This window comes from Pseudomonas triticicola, from assembly GCF_019145375.1.
GTDB lineage: Bacteria > Pseudomonadota > Gammaproteobacteria > Pseudomonadales > Pseudomonadaceae > Aquipseudomonas > Aquipseudomonas triticicola.
Genome location: NZ_JAHSTX010000001.1, coordinates 2226443 through 2248127, shown reverse-complemented (window position 1 = coordinate 2248127; position 21685 = coordinate 2226443). Strand labels below are relative to the sequence as shown.

22 protein-coding genes and 1 pseudogene are annotated in these 21685 nt (G+C 61.4%); 13 read left to right on the top strand and 10 right to left on the bottom strand.

The window, feature by feature from the left end; translation table 11 throughout:
• Positions 1 to 855: a MurR/RpiR family transcriptional regulator gene (locus KVG85_RS10055; RefSeq protein ID WP_016774129.1), complete on the bottom strand. Its 855-nt coding sequence runs from the start codon at positions 853 to 855 to the stop codon at positions 1 to 3.
• A gap of 258 nt (positions 856 to 1113) precedes the next feature.
• On the opposite strand from KVG85_RS10055, the gene KVG85_RS10050 reads away from it, so the two are divergent.
• Entirely contained in the window at positions 1114 to 1743 is a 630-nt protein-coding gene (locus KVG85_RS10050; protein WP_225926662.1) for a histidine phosphatase family protein, read from the top strand.
• Complete coding sequence (cobF, locus tag KVG85_RS10045) at positions 1743 to 2498, top strand: precorrin-6A synthase (deacetylating) (protein ID WP_217863741.1); 756 nt, start codon at positions 1743 to 1745, stop codon at positions 2496 to 2498. Before KVG85_RS10050 ends, cobF begins: the two co-directional genes overlap by 1 nt.
• A 366-nt stretch (positions 2499 to 2864) precedes the next feature.
• On the opposite strand, the gene KVG85_RS10040 is transcribed toward cobF, so the two are convergent.
• Genes KVG85_RS10040 through KVG85_RS10030 form a run of 3 tightly spaced genes read right to left on the bottom strand, consistent with a single transcriptional unit; the run spans position 2865 to position 5446 of the window.
• Positions 2865 to 4046 (bottom strand): acetyl-CoA C-acetyltransferase, encoded by a 1182-nt coding sequence (locus KVG85_RS10040; protein ID WP_217863740.1) that lies wholly within the window; start codon positions 4044 to 4046, stop codon positions 2865 to 2867.
• 11 nt (positions 4047 to 4057) lie between these two features.
• Positions 4058 to 4723, bottom strand: a complete 666-nt coding sequence (locus tag KVG85_RS10035; protein WP_217863739.1) for a CoA transferase subunit B — start codon at positions 4721 to 4723, stop codon at positions 4058 to 4060.
• Between the two features lie 24 nt (positions 4724 to 4747).
• Positions 4748 to 5446 (bottom strand): CoA transferase subunit A, encoded by a 699-nt coding sequence (locus tag KVG85_RS10030; protein ID WP_016774135.1) that lies wholly within the window; start codon positions 5444 to 5446, stop codon positions 4748 to 4750.
• Positions 5447 to 5735: 289 nt separating this feature from the next.
• Between KVG85_RS10030 and KVG85_RS10025 the strand changes: the two genes are divergently transcribed.
• Entirely contained in the window at positions 5736 to 6686 is a 951-nt protein-coding gene (locus KVG85_RS10025; RefSeq protein ID WP_130911631.1) for a LysR family transcriptional regulator, read from the top strand.
• A gap of 76 nt (positions 6687 to 6762) precedes the next feature.
• On the opposite strand, the gene KVG85_RS10020 is transcribed toward KVG85_RS10025, so the two are convergent.
• Both KVG85_RS10020 and KVG85_RS10015 read right to left on the bottom strand, forming a co-directional pair.
• Positions 6763 to 7380 carry a DNA-3-methyladenine glycosylase family protein gene (locus KVG85_RS10020; protein ID WP_217863738.1) on the bottom strand — a complete coding sequence of 206 codons (618 nt, stop codon included), beginning with the start codon at positions 7378 to 7380 and terminating at the stop codon, positions 6763 to 6765.
• A 58-nt stretch (positions 7381 to 7438) separates the two neighbouring features.
• Positions 7439 to 8521 carry a bifunctional transcriptional activator/DNA repair enzyme AdaA gene (locus KVG85_RS10015; RefSeq protein WP_217863737.1) on the bottom strand — a complete coding sequence of 361 codons (1083 nt, stop codon included), beginning with the start codon at positions 8519 to 8521 and terminating at the stop codon, positions 7439 to 7441.
• 109 nt (positions 8522 to 8630) lie between these two features.
• Here KVG85_RS10015 and KVG85_RS10010 point away from each other — a divergent pair, with 109 nt between their 5' ends.
• Positions 8631 to 9062, top strand: a complete 432-nt coding sequence (locus KVG85_RS10010) for a VOC family protein (protein ID WP_217863736.1) — start codon at positions 8631 to 8633, stop codon at positions 9060 to 9062.
• Here the strand turns inward: KVG85_RS10010 and KVG85_RS10005 are convergent.
• Positions 9044 to 10162 carry a carboxylate-amine ligase gene (locus KVG85_RS10005; RefSeq protein ID WP_217863735.1) on the bottom strand — a complete coding sequence of 373 codons (1119 nt, stop codon included), beginning with the start codon at positions 10160 to 10162 and terminating at the stop codon, positions 9044 to 9046. The two genes, KVG85_RS10010 and KVG85_RS10005, sit on opposite strands and share 19 nt — an antisense overlap.
• Positions 10163 to 10323: 161 nt before the next feature.
• On the opposite strand from KVG85_RS10005, the gene KVG85_RS10000 reads away from it, so the two are divergent.
• From KVG85_RS10000 to KVG85_RS09985, 4 genes are all read left to right on the top strand, one after another.
• Positions 10324 to 10599 carry a hypothetical protein gene (locus tag KVG85_RS10000; RefSeq protein ID WP_217865014.1) on the top strand — a complete coding sequence of 92 codons (276 nt, stop codon included), beginning with the start codon at positions 10324 to 10326 and terminating at the stop codon, positions 10597 to 10599.
• A 194-nt stretch (positions 10600 to 10793) separates the two neighbouring features.
• Entirely contained in the window at positions 10794 to 11399 is a 606-nt protein-coding gene (locus KVG85_RS09995; protein ID WP_217863734.1) for a biliverdin-producing heme oxygenase, read from the top strand.
• The gene (locus tag KVG85_RS09990; protein WP_217863733.1) at positions 11396 to 13633 is read left to right on the top strand and encodes an ATP-binding protein; all 2238 of its coding nucleotides are present in this window, start codon (positions 11396 to 11398) and stop codon (positions 13631 to 13633) included. Before KVG85_RS09995 ends, KVG85_RS09990 begins: the two co-directional genes overlap by 4 nt.
• A 301-nt stretch (positions 13634 to 13934) precedes the next feature.
• Positions 13935 to 14522 carry a LysE family translocator gene (locus tag KVG85_RS09985; protein WP_217863732.1) on the top strand — a complete coding sequence of 196 codons (588 nt, stop codon included), beginning with the start codon at positions 13935 to 13937 and terminating at the stop codon, positions 14520 to 14522.
• Between the two features lie 140 nt (positions 14523 to 14662).
• On the opposite strand, the gene KVG85_RS09980 is transcribed toward KVG85_RS09985, so the two are convergent.
• Together KVG85_RS09980 and KVG85_RS09975 are read right to left on the bottom strand one after the other, a co-directional pair.
• A complete protein-coding gene (locus tag KVG85_RS09980; RefSeq protein ID WP_217863731.1) occupies positions 14663 to 15496 on the bottom strand; it encodes an AraC family transcriptional regulator in 834 nt (277 codons plus the stop codon).
• A 34-nt stretch (positions 15497 to 15530) separates the two neighbouring features.
• Positions 15531 to 15608: pseudogene (locus KVG85_RS09975) on the bottom strand (VOC family protein); the annotation flags it as partial.
• 55 nt (positions 15609 to 15663) lie between these two features.
• Here KVG85_RS09975 and KVG85_RS09970 point away from each other — a divergent pair.
• Complete coding sequence (locus tag KVG85_RS09970) at positions 15664 to 16056, top strand: GFA family protein (RefSeq protein WP_016774146.1); 393 nt, start codon at positions 15664 to 15666, stop codon at positions 16054 to 16056.
• Between the two features lie 310 nt (positions 16057 to 16366).
• On the opposite strand, the gene KVG85_RS09965 is transcribed toward KVG85_RS09970, so the two are convergent.
• Positions 16367 to 17197: an alpha/beta fold hydrolase gene (locus KVG85_RS09965; RefSeq protein ID WP_217863730.1), complete on the bottom strand. Its 831-nt coding sequence runs from the start codon at positions 17195 to 17197 to the stop codon at positions 16367 to 16369.
• A 248-nt stretch (positions 17198 to 17445) separates the two neighbouring features.
• Between KVG85_RS09965 and KVG85_RS09960 the strand changes: the two genes are divergently transcribed.
• The 4 genes from KVG85_RS09960 to KVG85_RS09945 are packed head-to-tail and all read left to right on the top strand — an operon-like array spanning position 17446 to position 21683.
• The gene (locus tag KVG85_RS09960) at positions 17446 to 17901 is read left to right on the top strand and encodes a (2Fe-2S)-binding protein (RefSeq protein ID WP_007937751.1); all 456 of its coding nucleotides are present in this window, start codon (positions 17446 to 17448) and stop codon (positions 17899 to 17901) included.
• A 22-nt stretch (positions 17902 to 17923) separates the two neighbouring features.
• Positions 17924 to 20086 (top strand): xanthine dehydrogenase family protein molybdopterin-binding subunit, encoded by a 2163-nt coding sequence (locus KVG85_RS09955; RefSeq protein ID WP_217863729.1) that lies wholly within the window; start codon positions 17924 to 17926, stop codon positions 20084 to 20086.
• A 1-nt stretch (position 20087) separates the two neighbouring features.
• On the top strand, positions 20088 to 20666 hold the full coding sequence (locus KVG85_RS09950; RefSeq protein ID WP_217863728.1) for a hypothetical protein: 579 nt from the start codon (positions 20088 to 20090) through the stop codon (positions 20664 to 20666).
• A gap of 54 nt (positions 20667 to 20720) precedes the next feature.
• Positions 20721 to 21683: a sensor domain-containing diguanylate cyclase gene (locus KVG85_RS09945; protein WP_217863727.1), complete on the top strand. Its 963-nt coding sequence runs from the start codon at positions 20721 to 20723 to the stop codon at positions 21681 to 21683.
• Positions 21684 to 21685 lie beyond the last annotated feature (2 nt).

Here is a 21685-nt window from a genome sequence, read left to right as displayed (position 1 = left end):
TTATTTGTCCTCCAGCAGGTGAGTCGCAAAGTCGTTGCGCAGGGCATCGATGCCTTCCAGGCGATCGGCCGGGTCCGGCACGCGCAAGGTCAGGCAGGCGATCAACGCCTCGACCTGCGCCAGCGCCGGCACCATGGTGTCGAACGGCGACGCCGATTCCACCGGCGCGCTGATGATCAGGTCGGCCAACTCGCGCAGCGGCGAGGCGTAGACATCGGTGAACAGCACCACCCGCGCGTTGTTGTTTTTCGCCGCCTGCGCAACGCGCAAAGCTTGGGTCTGGTAGCGCCGGTAGTCGAACACCAGCACCACGTCCTGACGTTGCAGATCGTATAAACGGTCGGGCAGCAGGGCGTTGTCTTCCAGGGCGAAGCAGCCGGGACGCAGCAGGCGCAAGTGGTTGAGCAGGTAATTGGCCAGCAGAATGCTGAAGCGGCCACCGAAACAGTAGACCTGATGGCGGCTGTCGAGCAGCCATTCCACGAGGATGCGCACGTCTTCAGGCTGGGTCAGGGCTTGAGTGTCGACCAGTAAACGCTGGCTGTCGGCCAGGTAATGCGCCCAGGCATCGTCCTTGTTCTGCTGCGAGCGCGGCTGCAACAAGGTGCGCGGTGAACGCAGGCGATGGTCCATGTCGCTGAGCAGGGCTTCCTGGAATTCGGCATAACCGCCGAAACCGAGCTTTTTCACCAGGCGCACGATGGTCGGATCGCTGACGCCGGCATGTTCGGCCAGTCGCGCCATAGGCCCGAGACCGTTGCGTGGATACTGATCGAGCAGGGCGCGAACGACTTTGCGCTCCGATGGCGTCAGGTCCAGGCCGGGGTCGGTGATCAGGTCTCTGAGAGGGGGCATCCGGGCTCCTGCTGGATGGGGTGTCGAATTCGTTTCACAATCCGTTAAACGAGTATTTATGTAATGGGTGTTACATGTCTAGCTAATTTTTGTACAGGTTTTTCGAGCACCAAAAGTGTGCAAGGTGCCCGTGTAATAAGGGCTACGTCGAAGTAGCGCGCTGTTGTAGTCCTTTGCCGATTGCTGTGTCAGACATTACCTATCCCAAGCTCAGCGACGGGCCGGTGACAACCCTGAACGCCGAGGTTTTACGGCACAATGCGACGCGTATCGGCTGTGTGCCATTGTTTGTTTTATCTTTCGACCGAGAACCTGCTTGTGCCAAGTAGCCGTTTGACACTGATTTGCCATGCGCGAACCGTCGCACAGAAACTAGCGCGTTTTCCTACGGACGAGCCTGTTGAAAATCTGGCTGTTCCGTCCGACGCGTTGAGGGCGCGATTGGCGGTAACACGGCGGCTGGTGTGTGCCCCGGAGTTGAGAACTCAGCAAACGGCGGCATGGTTTGGCGTCGATGCGCAGATTGATCAAGCCCTGCGCGATTGCGATTGGGGACGCTGGCACGGCCAGTCGATCAAGGATCTGCAAGCCAACGAAAACCAGGCTTTGCAAGCCTGGCTGGCCGATCCTGAAGCGGCACCCCATGGCGGCGAATCAGTCAGGCAACTGACGCAGCGGGTCTCAATGTGGCTGGACTCCATCGCCGAAACCCCAGGACATGTAGTGGCAGTCACCCATCCGTTCGTCATGCGCGCGGCGCTGATGCAGGTGCTGCAAGGCGCGGCGTTCCACGCAATCGACATCGAACCGCTGGCGATGATCGACTTGCGCTTCAATGGCATCTGGCGGCTACGCTTGCCGGGCATGGCCCTTGACGAGGAATTCTGATGAAACAGCTGCTGGTCATCGGCATTGGCGCCGGCAATCCGGACTACATCACCATGCAGGCGGTGAAAGCGCTGAATCGGGTCGATGTGTTCTTTCTGCTGGATAAAGGCCAGAGCAAGCAGACGCTGATCGACCTGCGCCGGGAGATCTGCGAGCGCTACATCACCGACCACGCTTATCGCTTTGTCGAAGCCAGCAGTCCGGAGCGCGAGCGCGGCGATGTCGACTACACGGCGAGCGTCGATGCACTGAATCGCGCCAAGCAGCAGACATTCGAACAGCTGATCAATGAAGAATTGTCCGACGGCCAGTGCGGCGGATTTCTGATATGGGGCGATCCGGCGTTATACGACAGCACACTGCGGATTCTTCAGGCGATTCAGGCATCAGGCCGCTGTCAGTTTGAATACGAAGTGATACCGGGGATCACCAGCGTTCAGGCCCTGGCTGCGCAGCACAAAATACCCTTGAACTCGATTGGTCGCTCGGTAGAAATCACCACAGGCCGGCGATTGGCGGCAGGGCAGGTGAGTGAAGCGGACAGTCTGGTGGTGATGCTCGATGCCGAGGATTCCTACCAGCGGGTGGCGGACCGGCAGACCGAGATTTTCTGGGGCGCTTACCTGGGCACACCGGACGAGGTACTGATCAGTGGCCGGCTGGCGGATGTCGCCGATGAGATCGAACGGGTGCGCAAGGCGGCGCGGGCGGAGCATGGGTGGATCATGGATACCTATCTTTTGCGCAAGCCTTGAATGGTTGGCGCCTGAACAATCGCTTTCGCGAGCAGGCTCGCTCCCACAGGGAAATGCATTGCAAAATGTGGGAGCGAGCCTGCTCGCGAAGGGGCCAGAACATTCACTACAGACTCTGACCATGCAAAAAGAAACTCGATGCAACGCAGTCACCAGTTCCCCTCACCCCAGCCCTCTCCCGGGGGGAGAGGGAGCCGACCGAGGTGTCTTGCGTCAGACATCGACCTGGATGACCGAGTCGATTATGGATTCAACTCTGCTCGTTCAAGCCGACATCACTCCTGCGCATTCCCCGATCAGTTCCCTCTCCCTCTGGGAGAGGGCTAGGGTGAGGGGCTTTTGAGCAGGCTAACGCGGATGTCGTGGTTAAACGCGTTCCAGCGCCAGCGCGACACCCTGACCGCCACCGATGCATAAGGTCGCCAGACCTTTTTTCGCATCGCGTTTGAGCATTTCATGCAGCAGCGTCACCAGCACGCGGCAGCCTGATGCGCCGATCGGGTGGCCGAGGGCAATGGCGCCGCCGTTGACGTTGACCTTGTCCAGATCCCATTGCAGGTCCTTGGCCACGGCCAGCGATTGCGCAGCGAACGCTTCGTTGGCTTCGATCAGGTCGAGCTGGTCGATGTTCCAGCCGGCCTTGTCCAGACAGCGGCGGGTCGCCGATACCGGGCCGATGCCCATGATCGCCGGGTCGACGCCGGCGTTGGCGTATGCAGCAATTTTTGCCAGAACCGGCAGGCCCAGCGACTTGGCTTTCTCGGCACTCATCAGAATCACAGCGGCGGCACCGTCGTTCAGCGACGAGGCGTTGCCAGCGGTGACGCTGCCGTCCTTTTTGAAGGCCGGACGCAGTTTTGCCAGAGATTCTGCGCTGGTATCGCCGCGTGGCTGCTCGTCGACCTTGAACGCCACCGGATCGCCTTTGCGCTGCGGGATCAGGATCGGCGTGATTTCATCCACGAAGCGCCCGGCCTCGATCGCGGCGGCGGCTTTCTGCTGAGACGCGGCAGCAAAGGCGTCCTGCTGTTCGCGGCTGATCTCGTACTTGTCGACCAGATTCTCGGCAGTGATGCCCATGTGGTAATCGTTGAACGCATCCCACAGGCCATCGCTGATCATGGTGTCGACGATTTGCGCGTGGCCCATGCGCAGACCGGTGCGCGCGCCCGGCATGATGTAGTTGGACAGGCTCATGTTCTCCTGACCGCCGGCGATGACAACCTCGGCGTCGCCGCAACGGATCGCTTGCGCGCCCAGGTGCAGAGCCTTGAGGCCCGAACCGCAAACCTTGTTCAGGGTCATGGCCGGTACGGCATGGGGCAGGCCAGCCTTGATCGCGGCCTGACGTGCCGGGTTCTGCCCGGCGCCAGCGGTGAGCACCTGGCCCATGATCACTTCATCGACCTGCGCCCCGTCCAGACCGGTCTGCTCGAGCAACTGGCGGATCACCGCCGCGCCCAGGTCTACAGCGGATACATTGGCCAGGGAGCCCTGAAAACTGCCGATCGCGGTACGCGTGGCGGCAACAATGACGACGTCTTGCATTTTCGAATTCCTCACTCGGCAGCGAACTGCATTTCCGGTACGTGATCCGGGACGATCAGTTTACCAGCGGTTTTGGCGACGATTTCCTCGACGCTGACGCCAGGTGCGCGTTCCTTGAGGACAAAAGCGCCATTTTCGATTTCCAGATAGGCGAGGTCGGTCAGCACGCGCTTGATGCAGCCGGCACCGGTCAGCGGCAGGCTGCACTTGGCCAGCAGCTTGGACTCACCGTCCTTGGACGCGTGGGTCATGATGACAATGATGTTGTCGGCGCCGGCCACCAGATCCATCGCGCCGCCCATGCCCTTGACCAGTTTGCCGGGGATCATCCACGAAGCGATGCTGCCTTCAACGTCGACTTCAAATGCACCAAGGACGGTCAGGTCGACGTGGCCGCCACGGATCATTGCGAAGGACTCGGCGGAATTGAAGATCGACGCGCCGATCCGTGCCGTCACCGTTTGTTTACCGGCGTTGATCATGTCGGCATCGATGGTTTCTTCGGTCGGGAACGGGCCCATGCCGAGCAGGCCGTTTTCCGACTGCAGCATGACCTCCATGCCTTCGGGGATGTAGTTGGCAACCAGGGTCGGAATGCCGATGCCGAGGTTGACGTAGTAGCCGTCCTGCATTTCGCGGGCGACGCGTTGAGCCATTTGTTCGCGGGTAAGTGCCATGTTGTTGTTCTCCGTAGGCCTGAATTATTTGCGGATGGTGCGCTGTTCGATGCGTTTTTCGAACGTGCCGCAAATGACCCGGTCGACGTAGATGCCCGGGGTGTGGATCTGCGTCGGGTCGAGTTCGCCGGGCTCGACGATTTCTTCGACTTCGACCACCGTGATCTTGCCGGCGGTCGCGGCCAGCGGGTTGAAATTCTGCGCGGTGTGTCGGTAAACGACGTTACCGAAATGGTCGGCCTTCCAGCCTTTGACGATGGCGAAGTCGCCGGTGATGGATTCTTCCATCAGGTACTTGCGACCCTTGAATTCCCGCACTTCCTTGCCTTCAGCAACCGGGGTGCCAACGCCAGTGGCGGTGAAGAACGCCGGAATGCCGGCGCCGCCCGCGCGCATTTTTTCGGCGAGCGTGCCTTGCGGGGTAAGGATGACTTCGATCTCGCCCTTGAGCAGTTGTTCTTCGAACAACTTGTTCTCGCCGACGTAGGAAGCGATGACCTTGCTGATCTGGCGGTCGGTGAGCAGCACGCCAAGGCCGAAACCATCAACGCCGCAGTTGTTGGAAACCACGGTGAGGTCACGGGTGCCCTTGCGCTTGATCTCGGCGATCAGGTTTTCCGGGATGCCGCACAGGCCAAAGCCGCCGGCGATGACGGTCATGCCGTCTTCCAGCCCGGCCATCGCTTCCTCGTAGGAATACACACGCTTGTCGAAACCTGCCATAGGCACCTCTTTTATTATTTGCGGGCGGCTGGCTAGCCGAATGACTGGAGTGTCTCTCTGTGGAATATATTTGTTAAGTTGATTTTTGCGGTTGATTGATTGATAAAGCTCAACAGTTGAGCACCCGGATGATCGTTCCCACGCTCCTGCGTGGGAATGCAGCCCGTGACGCTCCGCGTCACTGGAACGCGGAGCGTCCCTAGAGGCATTCCCACGCGGAGCGTGGGAACGATCAACGATCAGGGCCATCGCATCACGGCTTGCAGCTTGCAACTGGAGCAAAGCGACCATGACCATCAAACAGATCCGTGCCTTTCTCGCCGTGGCCCATAGCCTGAGCTTCGCCGTGGCCTGCGAGCGTCTGCACCTGTCGCAGTCAGCGCTGAGCCTGACCATCAAAGCGCTGGAAGAGGGCCTGGGCGGGCGCTTGTTCAGCCGCAACACGCGCAATGTCGCGCTGACCCCGGAAGGCGAGTCCCTGCTGCCGCTGGCGCGCCGCTTGATCGCCGATTGGGACAACGCCGAAGACGAGATGCGTCAGCGTTTCAGCCTGCAACGCGGACGCGTGACGCTGGCGGCGATGCCGTCGTTTGCCGGCAATCTGCTGCCGCCGATTCTCAAGAGCTTCCGCGCGCGTTATCCGAACGTCAACGTCACCGTCAACGACGTGATCAACGAGCAAGTGCTGGAAATGGTCCGCGATCGTCAGGTCGAACTCGGTGTGGCGTTCGCGCCGATGCAGAGCACGTCGATGACATTCACACCGCTGTATGTCGATCGCTTTGTCGCCGTGGTGCCGGCCGATTCAGCGCTGGCCGGTCGCGCCGACATCGATTGGCAGACTTTGCTGGAGCAACCGTTCATCACCCTGCAGCGGCCATCGACCGTGCGGGTCATGCTCGAAGAGCATTTGCAGGCGCGCGGAATGAAGTTGCCGGTGGAGTTCGAGAGCCATCAATTGGCGACGGTTGGCCGAATGGTTGCCAGCGGGCTTGGGGTCAGCGCGGTGCCGGCATTGTGCGCGGGGCAAATGCGCGAGCTGGGCGCGCATTGCCTGACCTTGAATGATTCTGTGGAGCGGGCGATTGGCGTGTTGACCGAGCCGGGCAATGAACTGTCGGCGGCGGCGCAGGCGCTGTTCGAGATTCTCAGGGCGGAAAATTTGCAGCGGCAGTTCGATTTCCCCCTCACCCCAGCCCTCTCCCCAGGGAGAGGGGGAAAGGGAGCCGACCGCGTTTAGTTTCAACTCCCGGGTTCTACCTGCCGCCTCCAATCAATGTGGGAGCGAGCCTGCTCGCGAACAACGATAACGCGGTCTAAACCTTGGCCACGCGCCACAGATACCAGGCCGCGACCGTCCGATAAGGCTTCCACGCCTGGCCAATCTCGATCATCTGTTTGCGCGTCGGCTGCACCTCCAGTCCCTTCAAGCGCCGATATCCCTCACGTACGCCAAAATCATCCGCCGGCAGGATATCCATGCGTTCGAGGCTGTAGATCAGCAACATCTCTACGGTCCAGCGCCCGATGCCGCGCAGGCTGGTCAGGCGTTCGATCAGGGTTTCATCGTCCATCGCCCACGCAGTCGGGTAATCCGGCACCACGCCGTCCAGCGTCGCCTGGGCTATCCCTTGAATCGTCGCAATCTTGCTCGCCGAGAAACCACAAGCACGCAGGCGCTCGACCTCGGTAGCCAGAATCTGCTCCGGGCGTGGAAACACCTGACCGGGAAACAGCCCCACTAAACGCCCAAGGATCGCATCGCCGGCCTTGGCGTGCAGTTGCTGATAGGCAATCGCCCGGACCAGCGATTCATAGGGATCGCGCGCTGGATGTGGTTGATGCAGGCACGGGCCGACGGCGCTGACATGGCGCTGCCAGTCAGTGTCTATCGCGGCCAGAAAAGCGCTGGCCATCTCATACATGTCAGCCATGTTGCGGTGATTCGGACATACCGATCGAAATCCCTACTTGCGTGTTGGATTGCATGGCTCAAAAAGCCAATTGTTGAGTCATTTGTAGTGCGGCGTTTTCCAGCCTGAGCAGGAACGCCTTGCGCGGTTGTCCGCCACCATAGCCGGTCAGCGAGCCGTCTGCGCCGATCACTCGGTGGCACGGGACCACGATCGACAGGCGATTGTGCCCGTTGGCCAGGCCGACGGCACGGCTGGCGCCGGGTTTGCCCAGGCCCGCAGCGATGGCGCCGTACGTGCTGGTGTGGCCGTAGGGAATTTGCAGCAGCGCCGCCCACACCTCACGGGCAAAAGCGCTGCCGGGCAGGTGCAGCGGCACGCTGAACTGAGTGAGTTTGCCGGCAAAGTAATCCGCCAGTTGCACCTCGATCTGCTGCAAGTGGGCGTTGTGACCCGGCGCAACCGCGTAGCCATAACGGTTCTGCAGCGCTTCGACTTCACGGGTCAGCGCCGGGCGATCGAGAAACTCCAACAACACCAGCCCACGGCGCTCGGCCATGGCGATCATCGGCCCCAGCGGCGTGGTCAGGCGAGTGAATAGCAACGGTTCACTATTGGCCGCGCGGCCCGGGGTGATGTGGAAGGACTTCTGAAACGCATCGCGAAAACCACTGAGCGATTCATAGCCGGAGTCGAACGCGGCGTGATCGATCGACGTGCCTTGCCTGATTCCGCCCAGAGCCATGCCGAGGCGCCGTGTGCGCAGCCAGGCGTGGAAAGTCATACCGAAGTGCTGCTTGAACCAGCGCCGCAGTTTCAGCGGTTCGATGCCCTCGGCGAGCAATTGCGCATCGCTCCAGCGTCGTTCGGGATCGGCGTCCACCGCATTGAGCAGGCGCTGCACCCAGTCCGGGGCGATGGCTGCCGCGTCCAGCGGTTTGCAGCGCAGGCAGGCGCGATAACCGGCGCACAGGCATTCGTCGGCGTGGGCGAAGAATTCGACGTTTTCCGGTTTCGGTTTGCGCGCCGTGCAACTGGGGCGGCAAAAGATCCCGGTGGTTTTCACGGCGGTGAAGAACACGCCTTCATAGGCAGTGTCGCGCTCGAGCATGGCGCGAACCATTTCGGCGTGGGGCGGCAGGACAGCGGCTGGTATGTTCATGACGTGAGAGTAAATCCGCTTTGTCGATGGCTCCACCGAAAAATCGACAGTGAATTTTTTCCCTTGTGCAGCACAATGAGCGGGTCGCCGCTTTCGAGGAAGCCAAACCATGCAGCCGTTTTCCATTCAGCACATCGATCATATCGTCCTGCGCGTCGCCGACCTGCAACGCAGCATCGATTTCTACGCCAGGGTGTTCGGCGCCGAAGTGGTCAGGCATAACCAGCCGCTGGGGCTGGTGCATTTGCGCGCTGGCACGTCGATGATCGATCTGGTCGACTTGCACGGCGAACTCGGGCGCAAGGGCGGTGGCGCGGCGCAGGCGCAGCGACGCAATGTCGACCACTTCTGCCTGCGCATCGAACCGTTCGACGAAGCCGCGCTCATCGCTCACCTGCAATCGTTCGGGCTGACCGTTGAACAAGCGGCCAGGCGTTTTGGCGCCGAGGGTTACGGCTTGTCGCTGTATTGCTTTGACCCGGACGGCAATCAGGTCGAACTCAAAGGCCCGTCCGAGAGCGATCAGCCAGCGGTTTCCTGAAGCAGCTGCTCGGCCACTTGACCGAGGGCCGAGCGGCCGTTTTGCGCTTGTTCAGACGCCAGATTGAACAGCGCCAGTTGCCGATCGGCGCTGGTGCCGCTGTCGATGATCGCCCGGGCACGCTCGAACAACTGCGCCGCGCCCAATACCTGCGCAGTATCGGCAAAACGCTGCGCGGCCAGCTCCAGCCACTGCGTGATCGAACAATCACCGTCGATGCCCTCGACCAGAAAGCGTGCATGAATCCCCTGATGTTTGGCGCGCCAGCGATTTTCCTCCAGCATCGAACGCGCGGTCTGGTCGTACAGCAATCCGGGCCGTCGCTGTGCACTGGCATGGGCCACCAATACGCGGAAAAACGCTGCCAGGGTCAGCGCATCGTCGACCCGAGGGCAAGCGTCGGTCATGCGCAGTTCCAGGGTCGGAAAACGCGCGGCGGGGCGCACGCCCCACCAGCATTCGCCTGGCTGAGTGATGGCGCCGATGCGCGTGAGAAACGCCAAGTGCTCGTCGTAATGGCGCTGATCGGCAAACAGCGGCGGGATGCCCATGCGGGGCCACTCGTCACACGCGGTCTGCCGATAGCTCATGAAACCGCTGGCGGCGCCATCCCAGATCGGCGACGAACAACTCAGCGCCAACAGCAGCGGCGTCCATGGCAGCACTTCATTCATCACCGCAACGCGATCCAGCGGCTCGACCACCTCGACGTGCACATGCAGCCCCGACAACACGCTGCGCCGGGCAACATGGCCGTAGCGCTCGAACAGAAGATGAAAATGTTCCTCGTCGGTCGGAACCTGCTCGCGCCAGTCGGCCAGCGGATGACTGCCGGCGCTGAGCATGCCCAGAGCAAATGGCTCCAGGGCCGTGCGCAAGGCCTGACGGCTGCCTCGCAGAAAATCACTGGCGTGCTCGAAATCGCTGAATACCGGCGAAGCCACTTCGATCTGGCCCTGAAACATCTCCGTGGCAAACCACACACCCAGCGCCGCCCGGCAAGCCTCGATGGCCTGTGGCGGCGGACTGCCGATCATGCGCAGGCTCTGCAGGTCAGTGAGAAAGTACTCTTCCTCAATGCCGAATCGCGGATGGCTCATGACAGTGCTCGAGCAAGTGTTTCTCTTGAGAACCGTGCGCCGTTGCGGTGGTTCACGCCAGGCGACCGGTGCCCCGCGAATGCACCGTTGGTCTTGTCCATTGCACTTGAGCGGCCAAGGCGTTTCCAAACAAGTCCGATCAACGTGTTCTGGAGGCAGACATGAGCAACCCATCCAGCAACGACAAAGCGCTTAACCAAACCGTCAATCCCAACGACGACGGCTTCGCCATTGGCACGGCCGGGCGCGATGAAGACCCCAACGCCACCACCGACTGGGATGTCAGCCGTGACAACGAAGATGTCATGACGCCGGACGATACTCGCGGTCTGCCCGGTTATCCCGGCGCCGAAAAAAACAATCCTTCGAAACCCGCTGCCGACAGCAGCGTACCGGCCAACGGCGACCCATCGGTGCAGAACGACGGCGCTGATTGAGGTGGTCAGCAGTGGCGGGATAGTGGCGTCGGTCGAACTTTTCTGATCCGGCGCCACTCTGAACCTGTCATAGGGTCGCAGTTCGACAGAAAAAACGCTTCGGCAGGCAGAAAAAGCTGCGTGGCGTGATAAATTCCCCCCACGTCGAGCCCACCCAGAATGGCCCCTGCCGGGTCCCACCAAGAGCGATCTACATGCAAGCAAAGGCCCGTGAGGTTTATGTGCCACCGGTGCTGCAAGATCTGCGGGCCGGCACAGCCGAACTGCACATCGCACTGGAAAAACGCCTTCCTTTTTTCTCCGACACCCTCGATACCCCCGCTTTCGAGCGCTTGATGCAGGCCTATTACGGGTTCTATCAGCCGCTCGAACAGGCGTTGCTCGCCAGTGGCGCGATCCCGGACGATTTCAATCTGCTGCCTCGTCTGAAGGCTGACACCCTGCGCGCCGACCTGCGCGCACTGGGGGCAACCACTGATGATTTGCCGCTGTGTGAAGATCTGCCAGTCATTGACTCCAGCGCCGCCAGTCTCGGCGTTTTGTACGTGCTCGAAGGCGCGACTCTCGGCGGGCAGATCCTGCGTCGCGAGATCGCCGCGCGGCTGAATCTGGACGCCGACAATGGCGCTGCCTTCCTCGATGTCTACGGCGCGGCCACCGGGCGGCGCTGGCGCGAGTTCATCGAATACCTGAGCAACCGGCCCATGGCGGCCAGCGAACGCGCGGCCGTGGTCAGCGCAGCACAAACCACATTCAGCTGTTTCGAGCAGTGGCTCGAGCGCCAGGAGGTACTGGCATGAACCCGCAAGACCAACAAGCCTTTGAAGAACTGCTGGCCAACTGTGCCGACGAGCCGATCCGCTTTCCCGGCGCGATCCAGCCCCATGGCCTGCTGCTGACCCTGACCGAGCCTGCGCTGCAGATCATCCAGGTCAGCGCCAACGTCGAAACCCTGCTGGCCCGCGCGCCCGAATCCTTGATCGGCCAGCCGCTGCACAGCCTGATCGGCGCCGAACACACCGCGCAAGTGCTGCAAGCCTTGCAACAGGCGACGTTCTCCGAGGCGGCGCCCCTGCGTTTCGAGCTTAACGGCACTGAATTCGAAGGTTTGCTGCACCGCCATCAGGGCGTGCTGATTCTCGAACTGGAAATTCACGTGAAGAATTTCCAGCCGCGCAACGTCGCCGGGGTCAATACCCACCTGGGCCGCATGCTCCAGCGCCTGCAAGCGGCAACCACGCTGCAGGCCCTGTACGACATCAGCGTCAAGGAAATCCAGGCGATGACCGGTTACGACCGGGTGCTGATCTATCGCTTCGAGGAGGAGGGCCACGGTCAGGTCATCGCCGAAGCGTCCGATCCGTCGATGGAAGTGTTCAACGGCCTGTTCTTCCCGGCTTCAGACATTCCCGAGCAGGCGCGCGAGCTGTATCGCACCAATTGGCTGCGGATCATCCCCAACGCCGATTATCAGCCGGTGCCACTGGTGCCGAAGCTGCGCCCGGACACGCAGACGCCGCTCGACCTCAGTTTCGCCACGCTGCGCAGCGTTTCGCCGATTCACTGCCAGTACATGAAGAACATGGGCGTGCTGTCGTCGATGAGCATTTCCCTGCTCAAGGGCGACAAGCTCTGGGGCCTGATCAGCTGCGGCAACCGCCAGCCGCTGCACGTGCCGCATGAATTGCGCATGGCTTGCCAGACCATCGGCCAGGTCCTGTCGTTGCAGATCAGTGCCATGGAAACCCTTGAACTGACCCGCCAGCGTGAAGAGAAGGTCGAGGCGCTCGCGCGGCTCAATCAGGCGATGGTCGATTCGCCGCAGAACGTCTTCGACGGCCTCGCCCAGCAGCCTGCAACACTGATGGCGCTGGTCAATGCCGGCGGCATCGCGATCATCGAAGACAAGCAATTGCACCGTTACGGCAACTGCCCTGAACCGGAAGAGATTCGCGCGCTGCACAAATGGTTGCAGGCGCGCGGCGAGCCGGTGTTTGCCAGCCATTACCTGTCCAGCGTTTACCCGCCGGCGGCGCAGTATCAGTCGGTGGCCAGTGGTGTGCTCGCCATGAGCCTGCCCAAACCGGTGGAAAACGGCGTGCTGTGGTTCCGTCCGGAAGTGAAGGAAAACATCAACTGGAGCGGCGACCCGCGCAAGCCGCTGGATCTGGAAAACTCCGACGCTGGGATGCGCTTGCGTCCGCGTACCTCGTTCGAGATGTGGAAGGTCGAGATGGCCGGGATCTCCACCAAGTGGAGCCACGGTGACCGGTTCGCCGCCAATGACCTGCGCCGTTCGGCGCTGGAAAACGATCTGGCCCGTCAGGTACGTCGCGAGCAGGCGGCTGTGCAGGCGCGCGATGATCTGGTGGCGGTGGTTTCCCACGACCTGCGCAACCCGATGACGGTGATTTCCATGCTCTGCGGCATGATGCAGAAAGCCTTCAGCTCGGAAGGCGCGCACACTTCGCGGCGTATCTCCACTGCAATTGACACCATGCAACAGGCCACGGCGCGGATGAACACGCTGCTGGAAGACTTGCTCGATACCTCGAAAATCGACGCCGGGCGCTACTCGATCACCCCGCAGGCGCTGGAGGTCGGGCATATCTTTGAAGAGGCCCAAGCGTTGCTGTCGCCTCTGGCCCATGACAAGGACATCAGCATTTCCTTCCAGGCCGATCCTGACCTGCGCATCCACGCCGACCCTGAGCGGCTGTTTCAGGTGCTGTCGAACCTGGTGGGCAACGCCATCAAGTTCACCCCGCGCATGGGCACCGTCGGCGTGCACGCCAGATCGGTGGGCGATGAGATTGTATTTATCGTGCGTGACAGTGGCGAAGGCATTCCCAAGGAGCACTTGCCGCATGTGTTCGATCGTTACTGGACGGTGAAGGAAGGCAACCCGACCGGAACGGGCCTGGGTTTGTACATCACCCAAGGCATCGTCGAAGCCCATGGCGGACAGATCGTCGCCGAGAGCGAGCCGGGGCAGGGCAGCGAATTCCGCTTCACCGTGCCGCGCTTGGCCTGAGTGGCCGCTGTAGGGGGAGTTTGCTCGCGATGGCTTCAGTCCTGACAAATCTGTTGTGACTGACCGAACGCTTTCGCGAGCAGGCTCCCCAACACAGGTCTTGTGGGGGGGCGAGATTTGAGTCTCACGCAAAACCCTGTGGGAGCGAGCCTGCTCGCGAAGACGTCAGCTCAGCCAACACTGGGCTGACTGACCCACCGCTCCCTCAGAAGATTCGCAGCCTCAGGGTCATTTTCTTCAATACCGCAAATCCCCCGCTCGCTACCGTAGCCACCTCGTTCCTTGTTTGAGCAGGTGTGCAATGAGTCTGATTCTTTCCATGGCGGCGTTTGCCCTCGCCGCATCCATCACCCCCGGGCCGGTCAATATCGTCGCCTTGAGTTCAGGCGCGCAGTACGGTTTTCGTGCCAGCCAGCGGCACGTGGCCGGGGCGACGCTGGGGTTTGTGCTGTTGCTGGTGCTGATGGGCCTGGGCCTGCATGAAGTTCTGCAGTTGTGGCCATTCATGACCCGGGTGGTGCAATGGGCCGGGGTGGCGTTTCTGTTGTTCATGGCCTGGAAACTGGCCAGCGATGACGGCCAGTTGAACGCCAGCGACTCCGCCCGCGCGCCGTCTATGCTCTACGGCGCAGTCATGCAATGGCTCAACCCCAAGGCCTGGCTCGCGTGCGTAGCCGGCATGGGCGCGTTTGTCGCCGACGGCGAGGCGCGGCTGGTCTGGCAGTTTGCGGCGGTGTATCTGGTGATCTGCTATCTGTCGGTGGGCTGCTGGGCGTATGCGGGGACGTTCTTGCGCGGATATCTGAGCCATGCGGCGGGGATGCGCTGGTTCAATCGATTGATGGCGTTGTTGCTGGCGGTGAGTGCGCTTTATTTGCTGTTCACTTGATTCACAGGCCCACCAAACCCCTGTGGGAGCGAGCCTGCTCGCGAATGCGGTGGATCAGTCAGTGAAGTGTTGAATGACACACCGCTTTCGCGAGCAGGCTCGCTCCCACAAGGGTTCAGAGTTCAACTTCGAGTATGAAGTCAGCCGCGATACTGCCCCGGCGTCGCCGCCAGATGCTGTTTGAATGCTCGCTGAAAATGCGCCTGATCGGCGAATCCAGCCTCTAGCGCGACATCGGCAATCAACTGGCCGCTGCGCAAACGCTCGCGGGCGAACTGGATGCGCTGGTTGACCAGGAAGGCATGGGGCGTCATCCCGTAACGCTGCCTGAACGCACGAATCAGGTATGACGGCGATAGTTGCGCCGCCGCGCAAATTGCCTCGAGGCTCAGCACTTCGGTGCAATGTCCACGGATGAAATCAGCGGCGCGCTCCAGCTTGAAATTCGGCTCGGCAACGGGCTCGTCCGCCGGGTTCAGGCGCCCCTGCAAATCACTGAAAAACTCAACCGCCGCGCTGTGTTTCGCCAGCGCCTCCATTTGGTCGTCGAGCAAAACCTCATACAACCCCATCAATTTGCCAAACAGCTCGGCATCGGTCAGATGCGTGTCGGAGAACCGTCGAAATTCCAGCTCCCCGGCAAACCCCAGTTGATGCTGCAAATCCGTCAGCCACGGCGTTTCGACATACAACATCACGTACGACCAAGGCTGATCATCGATCGGATTGCAGGCATGCACATCGCCGGGATTCATCAGCACCACGGTGCCGGCCGCCACCTCATACTGCGCCTGCTCATGCACATAGGTGCTGCGCCCGGCGGTGATCGCGCCGATGGAAAAATGCGCATGGGAATGCCGCGCATAGCAGACTTCACGCCCATCCGCGATCGCCCGCGCTTCGATGAAGGGCAGGGCGTCGTCGCGCCAGAAACGCGGGGCTTTCTCGGGGTTTTTCGCAGCGGCGTGTTTCATCGTGATCGTCCCGGCAGGTCAGCGTCTGAGTGTATTAGCTCTGGCCGGCGAATGCCCGTTGCAGTGTCGCCACATCAAGCTTTTTCATCTGAAACATCGCCTGCATTGCAGCGCCGACTGTTATAGGCTCTGGGGGCGTGACACCACGAGCGCGATGGAGCTGAACCATGACTGCATTCACCGGCGGATGCCTGTGCGGCGATGTGCGTTTTCAAGCCTCTGGCGAGCCTTACCGGGTCGGGCTGTGCCATTGCCTGGACTGTCGCAAGGTCCATGGTGCGCTGTTTCATGCTTCGGCGATATTTCCTGAGGACGCGGTGACCATCAGCGGCGAAACCCATGAGTTCCAGGGGCGGCACTTTTGTCCGCGCTGTGGTTCGTCGGTGTTCAACCGCAGTGCTGATGAGGTCGAGGTGAACCTCGGCGCGCTCGATGCGCCGGATCAGTTGAAGCCGACCTATGAGAGCTGGATTGTGCGGCGTGAATCGTGGCTGCCGGATTTTCCGCTGGCCAGGCATTACCGTGGTGATCGTGAAGGCAAAGGGCGGGCAGAGGGGTAGGGGATCGATTCAACTTTCAGCACGCCTGTGATTTCTGTGGGGGCGAACCTGCTCGCGATAGCTATCTCAGAGATACGAGTGTACAGCGGATCTACCCTGATCCCTGTGGGAGCTGGCTTGCCAGCGATGGCGGCCTTCCAGCCGACCAGTCTCTGACGGGTATACCCAATTTCAACTGTGGGAGCGAGCCTGCTCGCGAAGGCGTTGGGTCAGTCAATACGTAAGTGGCTGAACGAACGCTTTCGCGAGCAGGCTCGCTCCCACAATTTGTTTTGTGGTATCCGCTGCTATGGGTACACCCTCAGTTCCGTTACTCGCGAATAAACGCCAACAAATCCGCATTGATGGTTTCAGCCTGCGTCGTTGGCATGCCATGGGGGAAGCCCGGATACGATTTCAGTGTGCCGTTGGGCAGCAGTTTCGCCGACAGTGGCGCGGAATTGGCGTAGGGCACGATCTGGTCGTCCTCGCCATGCATTACCAGCACCGGCACGCTGACCTTTTTCAGGTCCTCGGTGAAGTCAGTCTGCGAAAACGCGACGATGCCGTCGTAATGAGCCTTGGCGCCGCCGATCATGCCTTGGCGCCACCAATTAGCGATGATGCCTTCCGACGGTTCGGCGCCGGGACGGTTATAGCCATAAAAAGGCCCGCTCGGCACATCGCGATAAAACTGCGCGCGATTCGCCGCCAACTGCGCTTGAAAGCCATCGAACACCGATTTCGGCAAACCGCCCGGGTTGCTTTCGGTCTGCACCATCAGCGGTGGTACGGCGCTGATCAATACTGCTTTGCTGACCTTGTCCTGGCCATGCCGGGCGATGTAATGGATCACTTCGCCGCCGCCGGTGGAATGGCCGACATGCACCACGTTGCTCGTACCCAGATGATTGACCACGGCCAGCACATCGTCGGCGTAGTGATCCATGTCGTGGCCGTCCCAGACCTGGCTGGAGCGCCCGTGCCCGCGTCGATCATGGGCAACCACCCGAAAGCCCTGTGCCAGGAAAAACAGCATCTGCGCATCCCAGTCATCCGAACTCAGTGGCCAGCCGTGGTGGAAGTGGATCACCGGCGCGTCGCGCGGGCCCCAGTCCTTGTAGAAGATATCGACGCCGTCTTGAGTGGTGACAAAGCCCATATTCGTTACTCCTGACCTGTGATGGACAACCGCGATGTACGCGGACCGTTTGCGCAGAGGTACGACGACTCACTGCGAGCCGTTATCAACTGTAGGAGCAATGCCGGGGTCTGCATGACCGCTGGTCACAACGTCTGGCTTCAAGCGCAATTTAGGCTTTGCTGAAAGGGATAAGCGCGGGCGTCCGTAGGTTTTTGCGACCACAGCGACGCCCCTTCGCACCACCGTGAGCCTGAGGAAATCCGCCGATGCTGACCCTTAATATCAATGGCAAGGATCAGGAGCTCGATGTCCCCGCCGACATGCCGCTGCTCTGGGTTCTGCGCGATGTCGCGCACCTGACCGGGACCAAGTTCGGTTGCGGCATGGCCCAGTGCGGTGCCTGCACCGTGCACGTCGACGGCGCGCCATTACGTTCCTGTATCACTCCGGCCACTGCCGTCGCCCACGGGCAGAAAATCCTCACCATCGAGGGCTTGTCCAGTGATGGCTCGCACCCGGTGCAGCAGGCCTGGGCCGAGCTGGACGTGGTGCAGTGCGGTTACTGCCAGTCCGGGCAGATCATGTCCGCCGCCGCATTGCTGGCGAAAATTCCCAAGCCCACCGACAGCGATATCGATCAAGCGCTCTCCGGCAATATCTGCCGCTGCGGTACCTATCCGCGCATTCGTGCAGCGGTCAAACGCGCCGCCGAAATCGGCTGAGTCATTCTCTGGGAGATGAACGATGAACAGTCCCGTATCGCGTCGCGGGTTTCTCAAGGGCAGCGCACTGTTAAGCGGCGGCTTGATGGTGGCGTTTGTGGTGCCCGGGGCCAATCGCTTTGCCCGGGCGGCAGAAAATCAGAACAAGACCTTCGCGCCCAACGCGTTCCTGCGCATCGCGGCGGACAACAGCGTCACCGTGCTGCTCGGCCATTCGGAAATGGGCCAGGGCATCTGGACCGGCCTGACCATGCTGATCGCCGAAGAACTGGACGCCGACTGGTCGAAAATCCGCGTTGAGCACTCGCCAGCCTCGGCGGCGGATTACGGCTTGCCGGCGTTTGGCGGCATGCAGATCACCGGCGGCTCGACGTCGACCTGGATGGAATTCGACCGTTATCGACTGGCCGGGGCGACGGCGCGGCAGATGCTGGTGGAAGCCGCAGCGAAACGCTTCGACGTCGCGCCGTCGACGATTCGCACTGAGTCCGGCGTGGTCATCGCCGGGGACCAACGTGCGACCTACGGCGAACTGGCCGATGCCGCCGGGCAACTGCCGGTGCCGGATCCGAAAACCATTACCTTCAAGGAAGCCAAGGACTGGAAAGTCATCGGCAAACCGACCAAGCGCCTCGACACCCCGGAGAAAATTACCGGCCGCGCCAGGTTCGGCATGGACGTGCAGTTCGAGGGCCTGATGACCGCGATGGTCGCCCGCGCCCCGGTGTTCGGTGCCACGGTGAAATCCTTCGAAGGCGCCGCAGCGCTGGCGATTCCCGGCGTGCACAAGGTGGTGCAGGTGCCCAGCGGCGTGGCGGTGGTAGCCGAGCATTTCTGGGCGGCGAAGCTGGGCCGTGATGCGCTCAAGGTTGACTGGGATCTCGGGGCGCTGGCCGACATGAGCAGTGAAAAACTGCTGGAGAGTTTCCGCAAACTGGCGGCGACGCCGGGCACTTCCGCCACGCAGGCGGGGGACGCCAAGGCCAATTTCGGCAAAGCCGCGAAGAAAATCGAGGTCGAATACAGCGTGCCGTATCTGGCCCACGCGCCGATGGAACCGCTCAATTGCACGGTGAAAATCAGCGCCGGCAAATGCGAGATCTGGACTGGTACGCAATTTCAGACGCTGGACCAAATGGTCGCCAGCAAGATCACCGGGCTCACGCCCGTGCAGGTCGAAATTCACACCGAATTCCTCGGCGGTGGTTTCGGTCGCCGCGCCAATCCGACTTCGGATTTCGTCGCCGAAGCCGTGCAAGTGGCGAAAGCGGCGGGCCTGCCGGTGAAAACCGTGTGGGCGCGCGAAGATGACATTCGCGGCGGCTACTACCGCTCGATGTATCTGCACAAGGCGCAGGTCGGACTGGGTGCTGATGGTTTGCCGATGAGCTGGCAGCATGTGCTGGTCGGCCAGTCGATCATGGCCGGGACGATGCTCGAGGCAGCGATGGTCAAGAACGGCATCGATGCCACCTCGGTCGAGGGTGTGGCCGACAGTCCGTATATCAAGGATCTGCCTCATCATCAGGTCGAGCTGCATTCGCCGCAGACCGGCATCAATGTGTTGTGGTTGCGTTCGGTGGGCCACACCCACACGGGTTTTGTCATGGAATCGCTGATCGATGAACTGGCGACGGCGGTGGGTAAGGATCCGGTGGAATACCGACGCACGTTGCTCAAGGCGCACCCGCGCCATCTCGGCGTGCTCAATCTGGCGGTGGAGAAGGCCAACTGGGGCGCACCGTTGCCGGACGGGCATGCCCTCGGTGTGGCGGTGCACGAGTCGTTCGGCAGCTACGTGGCGCAAGTGGCGGAGGTGTCGCAGGACAATCTGGCAATACGTGTACATCGGGTGGTCTGCGCAGTGGACTGCGGCATTGCGGTGAATCCGCAGAGCATCGCCGCGCAGATGGAATCGTGCATCACCTTCGGTCTCGGCATGGCGTTGCACAGCAAACTCACCGTCAAGGACGGCGGCGTCGTGCAGTCCAACTATCACGATTATCAGGTGCTGCGGCTCAACGAAATGCCGGTGGTGGAAGTGCACATCGTCCCCAGCAGTGAAAAACCCGGCGGCATTGGCGAGCCCGGCGTGCCACCGACCGCGCCGGCCGTGGCCAACGCAGTGTTCGCCTTGACCGGGCAACGCCTGCGCGAACTGCCACTGCAACTGTCGGGGGTGTGAAATGAAACGACATCTTGTGCTGGGCACCGTCGTTTTGCTCGGTCTCAGCGGCTATGCCTCGGACCTGTTTGCCGAAGATCAGGAAGCTCTGAAAGCCTTTGGCACGATGCAGAAAGTCTTTCAGAGCCCGCGCTGCCAGAACTGCCACATTCCCGGCGATTCGCCGTTGCAGTTCGACGCCGGCATCCCCCACGCGATGAATGTGGTGCGCGGCATGGACGGCAAGGGTGCCGCCGGTTTGCCCTGCGCCACCTGCCACGCCGAAAGCAATCCGCCGGCCAGTTATGGCCCCCACGCGCCGCCGGGCGCGCCACACTGGAGCCTGCCGCCGGCGGCGCACAAAATGGCCTGGATCGGCCTGCCCCCGGACAAACTCTGCGCGATGATCAAGGACCGCGCGAGCAACGGCGATCGCGATTTCGCCGCTCTGTTAAAACACGTCAGCGAAGACAAACTGGTGCTGTGGGGCTGGAATCCCGGGGCAGGGCGCGCGCCCGTACCAGTGCCGCACGACATTTTCGTTGCGCAGTTCAAGCTGTGGGCCGATGCCGGCGGGCCGTGTCCGGTGGCGCAAATGTGAAGCCTCGGCTATTTAGCGCTACGCTGAACGCATGACTGTCTACGGAGTGTGCGCATGCTGGTGCCCGGAAAACCTGCCAATGAAGCTGCACGAATCGACGCCTTGCACGGCCTCAATCTCGACTCGGCCCCCGAAGAGCGCTTCGATCGCCTGACGCGCCTGGCCAAGCGTTTGTTCAACGTGCCGATCGCTCTGGTCACGCTGGTCGACAAGGATCGCCAATGGTTCAAGTCCTGTGTGGGGCTGGATGCCACCGAGACGTCCCGCGATGTCTCGTTCTGCGGCCACGCGATTCTGCAAAACGAGTTGATGCTGGTGCCCGATGCGCTGGAAGATCTGCGCTTCCATGACAATCCGCTGGTCACCGGCGCGCCGAATATTCGCTTTTACGCCGGGTACCCACTGACCGTGCCGGACGGTAACAAAATGGGCACCTTGTGCCTGATTGATACCAAACCTCGCCATCTCGATGACGAAGAGCGCGCGCTGCTGCGTGACCTCGCGGAGATGGCCGAGCAAGAGTTGATGGCGGTGCAGATGGCGAGCATGGATGAGTTGACGCTGCTGTCCAATCGCCGTGGTTTCAAGCAACTGGCCCAGCATGCACTGGATGCCTGCGCGCGTCTGAACCGGCCGGCGACGCTGCTGTTTTTTGACCTCAACGACTTCAAGCAAATCAACGATCTGTACGGCCATGCCGAAGGCGACAGTGCGCTGAAGACCTTCGCCGATGTGTTGCGTATTGCCTTTCGCGAAAGCGACGTGGTCGGGCGTCTGGGCGGCGATGAATTCGTCGCGCTGCTGACCGGCTCCAGCCATGTCGAAACCACGACGATCATGGCGCGCATGAAAGAAATCCTCGAAGAGCGCAACGCCACGCTGCACCGCGGCTACGCCATTCGGTTCAGCGTCGGCCAGATTGAATACGACCCCACACGCCACGAAACCGTTGATCGGCTGCTCGCCGATGCGGATGGCGCGATGTATGCGCACAAGCAGGCGTTGAAAGGCTGCTAGCA

What these genes read in the sequence shown, in the direction of transcription:
- KVG85_RS09945 (WP_217863727.1), top strand. Translation starts at nt 20,721, where the DNA reads ATGCTGGTGCCCGGAAAACCTGCCAATGAAGCTGCACGAATCGACGCC.
- KVG85_RS09990 (WP_217863733.1), top strand. Translation starts at nt 11,396, where the DNA reads ATGAACCCGCAAGACCAACAAGCCTTTGAAGAACTGCTGGCCAACTGT.
- KVG85_RS09995 (WP_217863734.1), top strand. Translation starts at nt 10,794, where the DNA reads ATGCAAGCAAAGGCCCGTGAGGTTTATGTGCCACCGGTGCTGCAAGAT.
- KVG85_RS09985 (WP_217863732.1), top strand. Translation starts at nt 13,935, where the DNA reads ATGAGTCTGATTCTTTCCATGGCGGCGTTTGCCCTCGCCGCATCCATC.
- KVG85_RS09965 (WP_217863730.1), bottom strand. Translation starts at nt 17,197, where the DNA reads ATGGGCTTTGTCACCACTCAAGACGGCGTCGATATCTTCTACAAGGAC.
- KVG85_RS09970 (WP_016774146.1), top strand. Translation starts at nt 15,664, where the DNA reads ATGACTGCATTCACCGGCGGATGCCTGTGCGGCGATGTGCGTTTTCAA.
- KVG85_RS10015 (WP_217863737.1), bottom strand. Translation starts at nt 8,521, where the DNA reads ATGAACATACCAGCCGCTGTCCTGCCGCCCCACGCCGAAATGGTTCGC.
- KVG85_RS09960 (WP_007937751.1), top strand. Translation starts at nt 17,446, where the DNA reads ATGCTGACCCTTAATATCAATGGCAAGGATCAGGAGCTCGATGTCCCC.
- KVG85_RS10005 (WP_217863735.1), bottom strand. Translation starts at nt 10,162, where the DNA reads ATGAGCCATCCGCGATTCGGCATTGAGGAAGAGTACTTTCTCACTGAC.
- KVG85_RS10020 (WP_217863738.1), bottom strand. Translation starts at nt 7,380, where the DNA reads ATGGCTGACATGTATGAGATGGCCAGCGCTTTTCTGGCCGCGATAGAC.
- KVG85_RS10000 (WP_217865014.1), top strand. Translation starts at nt 10,324, where the DNA reads ATGAGCAACCCATCCAGCAACGACAAAGCGCTTAACCAAACCGTCAAT.
- KVG85_RS10030 (WP_016774135.1), bottom strand. Translation starts at nt 5,446, where the DNA reads ATGGCAGGTTTCGACAAGCGTGTGTATTCCTACGAGGAAGCGATGGCC.
- KVG85_RS09980 (WP_217863731.1), bottom strand. Translation starts at nt 15,496, where the DNA reads ATGAAACACGCCGCTGCGAAAAACCCCGAGAAAGCCCCGCGTTTCTGG.
- KVG85_RS10055 (WP_016774129.1), bottom strand. Translation starts at nt 855, where the DNA reads ATGCCCCCTCTCAGAGACCTGATCACCGACCCCGGCCTGGACCTGACG.
- KVG85_RS10040 (WP_217863740.1), bottom strand. Translation starts at nt 4,046, where the DNA reads ATGCAAGACGTCGTCATTGTTGCCGCCACGCGTACCGCGATCGGCAGT.
- KVG85_RS10010 (WP_217863736.1), top strand. Translation starts at nt 8,631, where the DNA reads ATGCAGCCGTTTTCCATTCAGCACATCGATCATATCGTCCTGCGCGTC.
- KVG85_RS10050 (WP_225926662.1), top strand. Translation starts at nt 1,114, where the DNA reads ATGCGACGCGTATCGGCTGTGTGCCATTGTTTGTTTTATCTTTCGACC.
- KVG85_RS09950 (WP_217863728.1), top strand. Translation starts at nt 20,088, where the DNA reads ATGAAACGACATCTTGTGCTGGGCACCGTCGTTTTGCTCGGTCTCAGC.
- cobF (WP_217863741.1), top strand. Translation starts at nt 1,743, where the DNA reads ATGAAACAGCTGCTGGTCATCGGCATTGGCGCCGGCAATCCGGACTAC.
- KVG85_RS10025 (WP_130911631.1), top strand. Translation starts at nt 5,736, where the DNA reads ATGACCATCAAACAGATCCGTGCCTTTCTCGCCGTGGCCCATAGCCTG.
- KVG85_RS10035 (WP_217863739.1), bottom strand. Translation starts at nt 4,723, where the DNA reads ATGGCACTTACCCGCGAACAAATGGCTCAACGCGTCGCCCGCGAAATG.
- KVG85_RS09955 (WP_217863729.1), top strand. Translation starts at nt 17,924, where the DNA reads ATGAACAGTCCCGTATCGCGTCGCGGGTTTCTCAAGGGCAGCGCACTG.